The organism is Shewanella loihica PV-4 (genome assembly GCF_000016065.1).
In the GTDB taxonomy this organism is placed as follows: Bacteria; Pseudomonadota; Gammaproteobacteria; order Enterobacterales; family Shewanellaceae; genus Shewanella; species Shewanella loihica.
In genome coordinates, this window is the sequence record NC_009092.1 from 2,087,322 (window position 1) to 2,099,916 (window position 12,595).

Consider the following 12,595-nt stretch of genomic DNA (forward strand, 5'->3'; position numbering starts at 1 on the left):
CGATAGAATAATAGGAAAAGTACATGAAGTTGAAGTTTGATAGAGCCATCTCTTTAGTCGCAGTCGGAGTGATCACCGCGCTGCAGACGGCTCACGCTGCACCTGTCTATGAGATCCAGAACATTCAAGACTATGATCTTAATGGTACCTTAGAGTCGACCATCAACGGCTACGGCATGTTTGTTAATCAGCAAGATAAGATGGTGGGGATCTCTAAGGGTAAGAAGAAGCTCGAGGTCGACGACGAGACTGGTGGCGCCATCGATATCGAAGATGGTATTCCGCCTGAGCAACTAGTGTCTTACTCCATTAACGCGCCCATTATTGCTAATAACTTTACCTTTTCCGCCGATGGCAATGGTGCCAGCGGTAGCTGGATCCCAACTTTCGATTCGGTTTTCGGCACTACCCATCCGAAAGATACCGATGAAGACCAGCCGGAGACCATTAACTCGATCAATGCCTATTACTATGGCATTAACAATAATGGGATCAAGGTAGGTACCTATACCGCGCCTGAGCAGAAAACCGAGTTTACTGGCGAGCGCAACGACAGTAACCAAGATCAGGAATATTGGTACTACCGTGAATTTGAGGAGCGTGGCTTCCTCAAGACTGCAGAAGGGACAGATATCGCCTTGGTACCACCCTATACCGTTTATAGCAAAGACGATACGGATGTAGTTGTGGGCGGAGTTTCTGTGGCGGCGGCCATCAACGACAATAACCTGATCACAGGCTATGCGACCACAGAACTGGCCAAGACGAGTCAAACCCGTGTCGATAACTGTATCAGCGGTGAGACCTATCCAATCGATGTCTGTGTGCAGAGGGATCAATATCCAGATAGCAACAATGCGCGCCGTATTCTTTATCAGACACGCGCCTTTGTGTGGCAGTTCGATGGTACGGACGTGACGCCGACCGAGTTACCGCTGGGACTTGAGTCGACTTCAGACAGTGTGTTCACCGCTCAGGGGATTGGTTTGAACAGTGAGGGTGTGATTGCTGGTCGCTCTCATGTATATCGTAACGATAACAAGGATAAGCTGGCGTTCGATGCCGCCTATTGGAAGAAAGATGCTCAAGGTGATTACCAATATCACTGGGTGAAGATGACCAACGATCAGCTGTCATCTGTTGCCTATGACATCAACGACAATGGCATTCTGGTGGGCAGCTACCGCCGCTACATCGAAGGCTACCTGCGTGACAAGTTCTTCTATCTGGACACCAACGCCGAAGATCCAACCTTCGTGACGCCGAATGATTTTTATGAGGTGATGTCTGATCGCAGCTCGCGTCCACGTGATATCAACAACAAAGATCAGGTCGTAGGTTTCGTCGAGGTTACCAGCGAGAAAGAGAAGCCACGTATGAAGGGTGCCTTCCTGTATGACAAGGCGAGTGACGAGTTTAACGTTATCGACGATCTCCTTGTGTGTGAGTCTAAGGGTTATGTTAAAGACGATGCCGGCAAGTGGACCCGTAACCAGGTCGAGGTGGTCGATGGTGATGGCAAGACCCTTTACTATGATAGCGAGATCCGCATCGTAGAAGCCAACAGCATTAACGATGATGGCACCATAGTGGGCACAGCCTTCATTCGTAAGCCTTCTTATCAGTATGATGAGAAGGGTAATCTAATAATTGGTGAGAACGGTAAGCCATTATTCTCACTCAATGCCAATGGTCAGCCGGTAACCGCTTATCTGCCACGTATGGTGGTGCTAAAGCCGACCACATCGGGTACGGCCTGTGAAGTTGAAGAGACAGATAACTCGGGTAATGGTAAATATGAGCGTAAAGGCGCCGCCAGTTTTGCCTGGTTGTTGCTGCTGCCATTGGTTTGGTTGAGACGTCGTGTTCAGGCCTAAGGGTTGTTAGAACTTATCGAACTAAAAATCGGGGCGAATGCCCCGATTTTTTATTAATAAGGAACTCATGCGTTTAAAAAATAACCCTATCGAAAGGCGAATTTTTGATTGATCTCGTGATGAAAAAGTTCTATTTCTATGGATGAGGCTTCGGCCTTTAGGATTTGAGAACAGAGGATGCTTGCATGAAAAGACAAAAAAGAGATCGTCTCGATAGAGCTTTTTCAAAGGGATTCCAGGCCGGGATAGGTGGCCGCTCGAAGGATAACTGTCCTTATTCTACTTTAGACTCTAAATCACACTGGCTCGGAGGGTGGCGCGAAGGCGTCGATGGCCGTCTCAGCGGCCTGTTCAACAAGTGATTTAGCTGTTTGCCCTCTGTTTAGAGGGCATTTTCGTCAATGAGCTATCGCAAATCGCTTAGAAGCTTGAGGTATCGGTAAAGATACCGACTTTTAAATCCGTCGCCGAATAGATCTCACGTCCATCGACTTCCATTACCGCATCGGCAATACCCATCACCAGCTTTCTGTAGACCTTACGCTTAATGGTCAGCTTGTAGGTAACCTTCTTCGCATCGGGTAGCACCTGGCCGGTAAATTTCACTTCACCAACGCCTAGCGCGCGACCCTTACCTTCGGCGCCTTCCCAGCCGAGGAAGAAACCGACCAGCTGCCACATGGCGTCTAGGCCCAGACAACCAGGCATCACAGGATCTGTCTCGAAGTGACAGCCGAAGAACCAGAGTGATGGATCGATATCCAGCTCAGCAACAATTTCACCCTTACCAAACTCACCGCCGTCATCGTTGATCTTAGTGATGCGGTCTATCATCAACATGTTGTCGATAGGTAGGCGAGGCGAGTTGGCGCCAAATAGGTTACCGTGCCCGCAGGTGACTAATTCTTCTTTACTGAAACTGTTTGCTTTATTCATTGTTAACTTCACTCTAGCAATTTGAGTCGCCAAGGTTAGCTAACACGTGTACGCCAAACAACTCCGATCAGCTAGAAAGTTTCAGTTTATGGAGCAAGTTGGCAAAAAAAGATCGCTCTTCATCGGGATAACCGGCGAGTCCTTCTAATCGCGCCTGTACCATGCCATATAGGCTTTCCTCGGGGAACTGGCCATTATCATCTCGGCTGCCTGCGGGTTTGTTCATCAAGATGGCTACTGCTTGATCTGTATGCTCGACCTGGTACAGGTGAAACTCTTTTGCCTTGACGGCGGCTATCACGGCTGGAGCCAGGTTGAGTTGCTGCACGTTAGAGGCTGGGATGATCACCCCCTGGGTGCCCGTGAGTCCTCTACGTTGACAGAGGTCGAAGAAGCCTTCGATCTTCTCGTTAACACCGCCAATGGCCTGTACCTGACCAAACTGATCTATGGCGCCAGTGGCGGCGATACCTTGCTCTATTGGCTGCTCGGCAATGGCCGACATCAGAGCGCAGTACTCTGCCAGTGACGCGCTGTCGCCATCGATCTCTTGGTATGACTGTTCGAATACTATGTTGGCATTAAGATGCAGCGGCGCATCCTTACCGAAGATACGGTAGAGGCAAGAGGTGAGGATCATCAGGCCCTTGGCGTGTATGTTGCCGCCAAGTTCCGATTTACGTTCGATATCGGCCACTTCGCCGTCGCCATAGTGCACGGCGGCAGTGATCCTCGCCGGCTCACCATAGGTGTATTCGGCGGCATCCAATACGGTCAGGCCGTTGATCTGGCCTATCATGGCACCTTGGGTTGGCAGGTTGATGAAGTTGTCATCGAAGCTCTGGGCTGACAGGCTCTGAGAAGCGTTGTGGCGCGTCTTATGGCGGGCGAGGGCGATGGCGATGTTCTCGCCGTTAAGTTGCTTGCTCTTGCCGTAGAGGGCGGCCTGTACCATGAGCTGACTGATCCCCAGCGTCTCAAGGCTCAGGTGGCGCTGATGCTCTGCCAAGCGGGAACTGTAATTAAACAAAGGTGCCAGCGCCGACTGTTCCAGCGTGAGCTGGTTGGCTTCTGCCAGTTCGACTAGATAGTTGCCATAGTCGAGTTCGCTAAATTCATTGAGATCTATTTCATCCACTAACTCACCGAGCAGGGAGAACGCCGCGGGAAAGTTACGCTCTTCCAGATAGCTGACGCTATATAAGGTGCTGCTGCCTACCAGGATGATCTTGCTGTGCAGGGGAATTGCTGGCCAACCAGAGTGCAGCTGGTATTCACCGAGATGGGCGGCTTCCATTACTAGTTCCCACAGGGCTTCGCGTTTCCACAGCGACTCGGCGCAGATAAACAGGTAATCGCAGTCGGCCATGGCGCCTGGATGATAGACATTAGGATTGTGGGCATCGAGATGACCTATGAGATCCCTGCGTCTAATGGCGCCGCTCAGATAGCGATAGGGTTTACTCGCGCTGCATAGGCACTCATCACCCGCCTCGGTCTGCCATGCCAGGCTGGCGTCTGGTGCCAAACGGTTAAGATAGTGGGTCGCTCTGTGTCCCTGATAGTCGACCAGGGCTGAAATGAGGGCGAGTCTATCGATACCACTCTGATCGGCCAGATACATATGCTGGCCGCAGGCCTTAGCTAATAGGTTGAAGGCATCAAGTGTGCGTTCCTGGCCAAGGAGTCGACTGTGTAAGTTAGGCTTAAGTTGGTCGACCTTAGGTAAGTTAAATTGGGGCGATAAAGCGGCGGCGTCGATGGAATGTGCGATCATTTCTGGGGTGAATTATTGAAACATGGGCTGATGTTAGCACAGATTAGCCAAGGCTCGATCTTTGTTTCGAGTAGAGAATCTTAAGGATTCACTTGGTTGTGGTGATTTGTCGACAATCTCAGAGGGTTTACTTGGAGGCTGTCGTTAGTCAATACCCATTCTCAAGCGCCCGTGCGAGTCGATGTGGCGGGGCGATTAGCTTGCACGGTTTAAATCTAGATGACGGTTTAATGACCTGGTGTCGGGTCGTTTTCTGTCCTGATTTGTATCGAATTCGTTACGACTTTAGTCGAAAAACAAGCCTTTTTGTCGACAATTTTCGGTGTTTAGCTTGAGAAAGGTGAATTTGGCGGCTATATTGTCGACAACTAATTGTTTGACGGCGATCACATTCATCATGACTCGATATAGCCAAACCCCCGTGACAACGGCAGATAAAACCTTTTATCAACTCAGGCAAGACATTGTCGAAGGGGTAATTGCTGCGGGTGCTAAGTTAAGTGAGACAGAATTGTCGACAACTTATGGTGTCAGCCGCGCCGTGATCCGCGAGGCGATCAATCGTCTCGAGTCTTGTCATATCGTCGAGCGTCGTGCCAACGTGGGCGCTAGAGTGGTGGCGCTCAGTGAAGAGGGGCTGCTGGCCCTGTATGAGATCCGCGAGTCTCTCGAAGGTATGGCCGCGCGACTGGCGGCGAAGAACATGAGCGATGAAGAGGTAGCGGAGCTCGAAGCCCTGCTGGTCAGCCATTTTCAAGACGTCAAACAGGGTGAATCCTATTACCAAGAGGCCGGCGATGTGGACTTTCATTATCGCATCATATTGGGCAGCAAGAATAAGCACCTTATCTCTATGTTGTTCGACGGCATCTATCATCTGGTGCGTATGTACCGCGTTCAGCTTGGCATGGCGGGGCCTAGAGTCACCACGGCCTATGACGAACACAGGCATATAGTGCAGGCCATCGCCAATCGCGATCAGGAGCTGGCCGAGATGCTAATGCGCAGACATATCACCTATTCAAGAAACAACATCAGAAACAAACTCTCATCAATTCAGTCATAAGAGGAAGCGAGCATGAGCGCAGGAAAGAAATTCCGTCAGGCCTTGGCCGACAACAAGCCATTGCAGATCGTCGGTACCATTAACGCCTACACGGCCATGATGGCCAAGCAGATCGGTCACAAGGCGATCTATCTCTCTGGTGGCGGGGTAGCCAACGCCTCTTATGGTCTGCCGGATCTGGGGATGACCTCACTAAACGATGTGATCGTCGACGTGCAGCGCATCACCTCTGCCTGTGATCTGCCGCTGCTGGTGGATATAGATACAGGTTGGGGCGGGGCATTTAACATCGCCAAGACCATCAAAGATATGGAAAAGGCGGGTGCCGCGGCCGTGCACATGGAAGACCAGGTCGCTCAGAAGCGTTGTGGTCACCGTCCTAACAAGGAGATCGTCTCGGTTGAGGAGATGGTGGATCGTATCAAGGCGGCGGTCGATGCGCGCACGGATCCTGACTTCTTCATCATGGCCCGTACCGATGCCTTCGCTCAGGAAGGACTGGAAGCTGCCATCGAACGTGCCAAGGCCTATGTGGCTGCTGGCGCCGATGGCATCTTCGCCGAGGCGGTGAAGACAGAAGAGCATTATCGTGCATTCGCCGAAGCCCTAGATGTGCCTATTCTGGCCAACATCACAGAGTTTGGTCAGACAGAGCTGTGGAATCGCGAGCAGCTGGGTCAGTGGGGCGCAGCCATGGTGCTCTATCCATTGAGTGCCTTCAGAGCCATGAATAAGGCGGCAGAGAATGTATATCAAACCATTCTGCGCGATGGCGACCAGAAGGCGGTACTCGATACTATGCAGACCCGCATGGAGCTCTATGACTATCTCGGTTATCACGCCTACGAGCAGAAGCTCGACAGCCTGTTTGCCGAAGGTAAGAACAAGTAACACAGCCTGGCCCGCCAAGGGCGGGCCAGATTGACAGCATACCCCCTACAACCTAGATGATGCAGTACTAGGGATAGACAAAAATATAATAGGAATACGTTATGGTAGATAAAAAATTAGGCGGCGCCGGACTACGTGGACAGAGTGCTGGCGAAACGGCGTTATGTACAGTGGGCAAATCAGGCTCAGGTTTAACCTATTGTGGCTATGATGTGTCGGATCTTGCGGATAATGCCACCTTCGAAGAGGTTGCTTACCTGCTATTTAATGGCGAGTTGCCCAATGCGGCGCAGCTGGATGCCTACAAGAGCGAGCTGATGTCGATGCGCGACCTGCCGCAGACTCTCAAAGAGGTGCTGCAGCGCATTCCTGCCGATGCCCATCCTATGGATGTGATGCGTACCGGTTGCTCTTTCCTGGGTAACCTAGAGCCAGAGACAGATTTCAGCCAGCAAAACAAGGCGGCTAACCGTCTGCTAGCGGCGTTTCCTGCCATCATGTGTTACTGGTACCGTTTCAGCCATGACGGCGTCGAGATTGATTGTGTGACCGACGAAGACTCGCTAGGCGGTCACTTCCTTAAGCTGCTCAACGGCAAGACGCCATCGGATCAACATCGCCGCGTGATGGATGTGTCGTTGATCCTCTATGCAGAGCACGAATTCAACGCCTCGACTTTCACTGCGCGCGTCTGTGCCTCGACCCTGTCTGACATGTTCTCTTGTATCACAGGTGCTATCGGTTCGCTGCGCGGCCCGCTGCACGGCGGCGCCAACGAGGCGGCGATGGAGATGATCCAAAAGTTTAGCTCGCCAGAAGATGCCAAGGTGCAGATGGCTGGCATGCTGGAGCGTAAAGAGAAGATCATGGGCTTTGGTCACGCCATCTATCGTGAGTCGGATCCGCGCAACGTGATCATCAAGGCCTGGTCTGAGAAGCTGGCGAAAGAGTTTGGCGATACCTCACTCTACGATATCTCTGTGGCTTGTGAAGAGTATATGTGGGACACCAAGAAGCTGTTCTGTAACGCCGACTTCTTCCATGCGTCAGCCTATCACTTCATGGGTATCCCAACTAAGTTGTTTACCCCTATCTTCGTCTGCTCGCGCCTGACCGGCTGGGCGGCTCATGTGATGGAGCAGCGCGCCAACAACCGCATCATCAGACCGAGTGCGGACTATATCGGCTCTGCGCCGCGTAAAGTGGTGCCAATCAGCGAAAGATAAGCCTAGATACCAGCCCCTCTGCCTTTCAAGGCTCAGGGGCTGTTTTGGTTTGCTTGCTTCAACTCTTAAATCGTTTGGATGATTTTATGAACTCTTTACATCGTAAACCGCTTCCCGGCAGCGCGCTCGATTACTTTGATACCCGCGCCGCCGTCGAGGCCTTAAGCGCAGGCGCCTATGACAAACTGCCCTATACCGCTAAGGTGCTGGCAGAAAACCTGGTAAGACGCTGCGAGCCCGAACTGCTTAACGACGCCCTGAGTCAGCTCATCGATCGTAAGCGCGATCTCGACTTCCCCTGGTATCCGGCGCGTGTCGTGTGCCACGATATTCTCGGCCAGACGGCACTGGTTGATTTGGCTGGTCTGCGTGATGCCATCGCCGAGAAGGGCGGGGATCCTTCAAAGGTTAACCCTGTGGTGCCGACTCAGCTGATCGTGGATCACTCGCTGGCGGTTGAACATGCGGGCTTTGAAAAAGATGCCTTCGAGAAGAACCGCGCGATTGAAGATCGCCGCAACGAAGACAGATTCCATTTCATCAACTGGACCAAGACGGCCTTTAAGAATGTCGATGTGATCCAGCCCGGCAACGGCATTATGCACCAGATCAACCTGGAGAAGATGTCGCCGGTGATCCAGGCCCGTGATGGTGTGGCCTTCCCCGATACGCTTGTGGGTACCGACAGCCATACGCCTCACGTGGATGCGTTGGGCGTTATCGCCATAGGCGTGGGCGGTCTCGAAGCCGAGAACGTCATGCTGGGTCGCCCATCCTACATGCGTCTGCCGGACATCGTCGGTGTTGAGCTGACGGGTAAGCGTCAGAGCGGCATCACGGCCACGGACATCGTGCTGGCTCTGACCGAGTTTTTACGTCAAGAGAAAGTGGTTTCAGCTTATCTTGAGTTCTTCGGTGAAGGCGCCGCGGATCTCACCCTTGGGGATCGCGCCACCATCTCCAACATGACCCCTGAATTTGGCGCCTCGGCGGGTATGTTCTATATCGACCAGCAAACCATCGACTATCTCACCATCACGGGTCGTGATAGCGAGCAGGTCAAGCTGGTGGAAAACTATGCCAAGACCACGGGTCTGTGGGCCGACAGCCTGAAAGATGCTGAGTATGAAAGGGTACTGACCTTCGATCTTTCGAGCGTAGTGCGTAATATCGCCGGTCCTTCGAATCCACACCGCCGAGTGGCGACCAGCGAGCTGGCCAGTCAAGGCATTGCCGGCGTGGTTGAGCAGGATGACAAGCTGATGCCTGATGGCGCGGTGATCATCGCCGCCATCACTAGCTGTACCAACACCAGCAACCCAAGAAACGTAATAGCAGCGGGCTTGCTCGCCAAGAAGGCCAACGAGCTTGGCTTAGTGCGTAAACCCTGGGTGAAAACCTCTTTCGCCCCAGGCTCTAAGGTAGCCGAGCTTTACCTAAAAGATGCGGGGCTTCTGCCTGAGCTTGAGCAACTGGGCTTTGGCATAGTAGGTTTTGCCTGCACCACCTGTAACGGCATGAGCGGGGCACTTGACCCTGTGATCCAGCAAGAGGTGATCGACAGAGACTTGTACGCTACCGCCGTATTGTCGGGCAACCGTAATTTCGACGGTCGTATCCACCCCTATGCCAAGCAGGCGTTTCTGGCATCGCCGCCATTGGTGGTGGCCTATGCCATCGCGGGTACCATCAGATTCGATATCGAGAAAGATATCTTAGGTCATGATGACAAGGGCGAGCCGATTCGCCTCAAGGATATCTGGCCGAGCGATGAAGAGATCGATGCCATCGTCAAGGCGAGCGTGAAGCCGCAGCAGTTTAGGGATATCTATACCCCTATGTTCGACCTCGCGGTTGACTATGGTGAGGATGTCAATCCGCTGTATGACTGGCGTCCACAGAGTACCTATATTCGTCGTCCTCCCTACTGGGAAGGCGCGCTTGCCGGTGAGCGTACCCTGAAGGGCATGCGCCCGCTGGCGGTACTTGGGGATAACATCACCACAGATCACCTATCGCCTTCTAACGCCATCTTGGCCAGCAGCGCCGCCGGCGAATACCTGGCGAAGATGGGCCTGCCCGAGGTGGACTTTAACTCTTACGCGACTCATAGGGGCGACCACCTGACGGCCCAGCGTGCGACCTTTGCCAACCCTAAGCTGATCAACGAGATGGCGCTGGTGGATGGTGAAGTCAAGCAAGGCTCACTGACTCGCCTCGAGCCAGAAGGTGAGGTGATGCGTATGTGGGAGGCGATCGAGACCTATATGGATCGCAAGCAGCCACTGATCATCATCGCCGGTGCCGACTATGGTCAGGGTTCGTCCCGAGACTGGGCGGCCAAAGGGGTGCGACTGGCAGGGGTTGAGGCGATTGTCGCCGAAGGCTTCGAGCGTATTCACCGTACCAACCTGGTCGGTATGGGTGTACTACCGCTGGAGTTCAAGGCCGGTGAAAACCGCCACACCTATGGTATCGATGGCAGCGAGACCTTCGATGTGATCGGTGAGCCCACGCCGAGAGCGGATCTGACTGTAGTGATCACCCGTCAAAATGGCGAGCGTGTCGAGGTGCCGGTGATCTGTCGTCTGGATACCGCCGATGAGGTACTTGTCTATCAGGCAGGCGGTGTGTTGCAGCGCTTCGCGCAGGACTTCCTCGAAGCGAACGCCTAAGGGCAGTCAATAGCGGGTAGGGCGATTATACCTTGCCCGCTTCTTAAAGGATAAGCCAATGAAACAGATGAAAATTCCGGCAACCTATATGCGCGGTGGCACCAGCAAGGGTGTCTTTTTTGCGTTAAAGGATCTGCCTTTAAATGCCCAGCAGCCGGGCCCGGCCCGAGATGCCTTATTGCTTCGGGTGATCGGCAGTCCAGATCCCTACGGCAAGCAGACAGACGGCATGGGCGGGGCTACATCCAGCACCAGTAAGACGGTGATTCTGGACAAGAGTCAACGCGATGATCATGACGTGGATTACCTCTTCGGTCAGGTGGCCATAGATAAGCCCTTCGTCGATTGGAGTGGTAACTGCGGTAACCTGACCGCGGCGGTGGGGGCCTTTGCCATCACCCAGGGCTTGGTGGATAGCGCTAAGATCCCTGACAACGGCATAGCCGTGGTGAAGATCTGGCAGGCCAATATCAACAAGACCATCATCGCCCATGTGCCTATGGTGGATGGTGAAGTGCAGGAGCTTGGGGATTTTGAGCTCGACGGCGTGACCTTCCCGGCGGCAGAGGTGCTGGTGGAGTTTGTTGACCCGGCCGATGGCGAGGGCGACATGTTCCCTACGGGTAATCTGGTCGATAAGCTGGAGGTGCCGGGCGAGCCTGTCTTCGATGCTACCTTTATCAATGCAGGGATCCCTACTATCTTCCTCAAGGCGGAGCAGCTGGGCTACGAGGGGACTGAACTGCAAGAGGCGATCAACGGCGATGCCGCGGCGCTTGAGCGCTTTGAAACCATACGCGCCCACGGCGCCCTGCAGATGGGGCTGATTCAGTCTCTCGATGAGGCTGCAGGTCGTCAACACACGCCCAAGATTGCGTTTGTCGCTCCGGCTAAGGCCTATACCTCTTCTAGCGGTAAGCAGATCGCAGCCGAGGAGATAGACCTGCATGTGCGTGCGCTGTCTATGGGCAAGCTGCATCACGCCATGATGGGAACGGCGGCGGTGGCCATAGGTACGGCGGCATCGATCCCTGGCACCTTAGTTAATCAGGCGGCCGGCGGGCAGGCCCGTGAGAGCGTGCGTTTTGGTCATCCCTCTGGCACCCTCAAGGTGGGCGCCAAGGCGAGCGAGCAAGAGGGTCGCTGGCAGGTCGAAAAAGTCAGCATGAGCCGCAGTGCTCGCGTGCTGATGCAAGGCTGGGTCTGTGTGCCCGAATCCTTGGGTTAAGGCGATACACTCTCGATAAAAAGGATGCCTCGGCATCCTTTTTCGTTTTGAGATGATAGTGCTTTAGTATGAAGGGCAGCTAGGACTTAAGGTTGAGTGCTATAATTGCGCCATAAGCTTGCCGGCGGATAAAAATAGTTCACTTATAATTCATATGCTTAGTTGCACTTAATTTCCGCTTTCTTCTTTATCCCATTTGGGATAAATTACAATCTGTTGCCGACATGCCGTCTATGTGGGCCGAGTATGAGCTGAAGGGTAGATTGAAGTTGATTTCTGTATTTTTAGTTGATGACCATGAGTTAGTAAGAACAGGAATCCGCCGCATCCTAGAGGATGAGCGCGGTATCAAGGTTGTCGGCGAAGCAGGGGATGGCGAATCTGCCGTGCAGTGGTGCCGTAATAACGAGGCTGACGTGATCCTGATGGACATGAATATGCCTGGCATTGGCGGACTCGAGGCGACCCGTAAGATCCTGCGTTATCAGTCCCATGCCAAGATCATCGTCTTGACCATACATACCGAAGATCCTTTCCCGACTAAGGTGATGCAGGCAGGCGCCTCAGGTTATCTGACCAAGGGCGCGACTCCACCTGAGGTGATACAGGCTATCCGTCAGGTGGCGCATGGCCAGCGTTATCTGTCGCCGGAGATTGCCCAGCAGATGGCCCTGAGTCAGTTCAACCAGTCGGAAGACAATCCGTTTAAGTCCTTGTCTGAGCGCGAATTGCAGATCATGATGATGATCACCAATGGCGAACGTGTCAGTGACATCTCTGAGCAGCTCAACCTGAGCCCCAAGACGGTCAACAGCTATCGTTATCGCTTGTTTGCCAAGCTTGGGATCAGCGGCGATGTCGAGCTGACCCGATTGGCGATCCGCTACAAGATGTTGGATACCGGCCAGTTCTAGTGTTA

10 protein-coding genes are annotated in these 12,595 nt (G+C 53.3%); 8 read left to right on the forward strand and 2 right to left on the reverse strand.

The genetic code is table 11. The annotated features are described in order from the left end of the window. Nucleotides 1-23: 23 nt before the first annotated feature. Together SHEW_RS09390 and rmf are read left to right on the forward strand one after the other, a co-directional pair. On the forward strand, nt 24-1,877 hold the full coding sequence (locus tag SHEW_RS09390; protein ID WP_011865613.1) for a DUF3466 family protein: 1,854 nt from the start codon (nt 24-26) through the stop codon (nt 1,875-1,877). Nucleotides 1,878-2,062: 185 nt separating this feature from the next. Then, complete coding sequence (rmf, locus tag SHEW_RS20395; RefSeq protein ID WP_011865614.1) at nt 2,063-2,239, forward strand: ribosome modulation factor; 177 nt, start codon at nt 2,063-2,065, stop codon at nt 2,237-2,239. Between the two features lie 58 nt (nt 2,240-2,297). Here the strand turns inward: rmf and fabA are convergent, their stop codons facing one another. Together fabA and SHEW_RS09400 are read right to left on the reverse strand one after the other, a co-directional pair. Next, on the reverse strand, nt 2,298-2,813 hold the full coding sequence (fabA, locus tag SHEW_RS09395) for a bifunctional 3-hydroxydecanoyl-ACP dehydratase/trans-2-decenoyl-ACP isomerase (protein WP_011865615.1): 516 nt from the start codon (nt 2,811-2,813) through the stop codon (nt 2,298-2,300). A 67-nt stretch (nt 2,814-2,880) separates the two neighbouring features. Then, nucleotides 2,881-4,590, reverse strand: coding sequence for a S16 family serine protease (locus SHEW_RS09400; RefSeq protein WP_011865616.1), 1,710 nt, complete (start codon nt 4,588-4,590; stop codon nt 2,881-2,883). A 397-nt stretch (nt 4,591-4,987) separates the two neighbouring features. Here SHEW_RS09400 and SHEW_RS09405 point away from each other — a divergent pair, with 397 nt between their 5' ends. The 6 genes from SHEW_RS09405 (at nt 4,988) to uvrY (ending at nt 12,590) form a co-directional block, all read left to right on the forward strand. Then, complete coding sequence (locus SHEW_RS09405; protein WP_011865617.1) at nt 4,988-5,656, forward strand: GntR family transcriptional regulator; 669 nt, start codon at nt 4,988-4,990, stop codon at nt 5,654-5,656. 12 nt (nt 5,657-5,668) lie between these two features. After that, nucleotides 5,669-6,547, forward strand: coding sequence for a methylisocitrate lyase (gene prpB / locus SHEW_RS09410; RefSeq protein ID WP_011865618.1), 879 nt, complete (start codon nt 5,669-5,671; stop codon nt 6,545-6,547). Nucleotides 6,548-6,648: 101 nt separating this feature from the next. Beyond that, a complete protein-coding gene (gene prpC, locus SHEW_RS09415; RefSeq protein WP_011865619.1) occupies nt 6,649-7,773 on the forward strand; it encodes a bifunctional 2-methylcitrate synthase/citrate synthase in 1,125 nt (374 codons plus the stop codon). Between the two features lie 86 nt (nt 7,774-7,859). Next, nucleotides 7,860-10,448 (forward strand): Fe/S-dependent 2-methylisocitrate dehydratase AcnD, encoded by a 2,589-nt coding sequence (gene acnD / locus SHEW_RS09420; RefSeq protein WP_011865620.1) that lies wholly within the window; start codon nt 7,860-7,862, stop codon nt 10,446-10,448. A gap of 58 nt (nt 10,449-10,506) precedes the next feature. After that, the gene (gene prpF / locus SHEW_RS09425; RefSeq protein ID WP_011865621.1) at nt 10,507-11,676 is read left to right on the forward strand and encodes a 2-methylaconitate cis-trans isomerase PrpF; all 1,170 of its coding nucleotides are present in this window, start codon (nt 10,507-10,509) and stop codon (nt 11,674-11,676) included. A 269-nt stretch (nt 11,677-11,945) separates the two neighbouring features. Next, nucleotides 11,946-12,590 (forward strand): UvrY/SirA/GacA family response regulator transcription factor, encoded by a 645-nt coding sequence (uvrY, locus tag SHEW_RS09430; RefSeq protein ID WP_041407121.1) that lies wholly within the window; start codon nt 11,946-11,948, stop codon nt 12,588-12,590. The last annotated feature ends 5 nt before the right edge of the window (nt 12,591-12,595 follow it).

What these genes read in the sequence shown, in the direction of transcription:
- SHEW_RS09405 (WP_011865617.1), top strand. Translation starts at nt 4,988, where the DNA reads ATGACTCGATATAGCCAAACCCCCGTGACAACGGCAGATAAAACCTTT.
- fabA (WP_011865615.1), bottom strand. Translation starts at nt 2,813, where the DNA reads ATGAATAAAGCAAACAGTTTCAGTAAAGAAGAATTAGTCACCTGCGGG.
- prpF (WP_011865621.1), top strand. Translation starts at nt 10,507, where the DNA reads ATGAAACAGATGAAAATTCCGGCAACCTATATGCGCGGTGGCACCAGC.
- SHEW_RS09390 (WP_011865613.1), top strand. Translation starts at nt 24, where the DNA reads ATGAAGTTGAAGTTTGATAGAGCCATCTCTTTAGTCGCAGTCGGAGTG.
- SHEW_RS09400 (WP_011865616.1), bottom strand. Translation starts at nt 4,590, where the DNA reads ATGATCGCACATTCCATCGACGCCGCCGCTTTATCGCCCCAATTTAAC.
- prpC (WP_011865619.1), top strand. Translation starts at nt 6,649, where the DNA reads ATGGTAGATAAAAAATTAGGCGGCGCCGGACTACGTGGACAGAGTGCT.
- rmf (WP_011865614.1), top strand. Translation starts at nt 2,063, where the DNA reads ATGAAAAGACAAAAAAGAGATCGTCTCGATAGAGCTTTTTCAAAGGGA.
- acnD (WP_011865620.1), top strand. Translation starts at nt 7,860, where the DNA reads ATGAACTCTTTACATCGTAAACCGCTTCCCGGCAGCGCGCTCGATTAC.
- prpB (WP_011865618.1), top strand. Translation starts at nt 5,669, where the DNA reads ATGAGCGCAGGAAAGAAATTCCGTCAGGCCTTGGCCGACAACAAGCCA.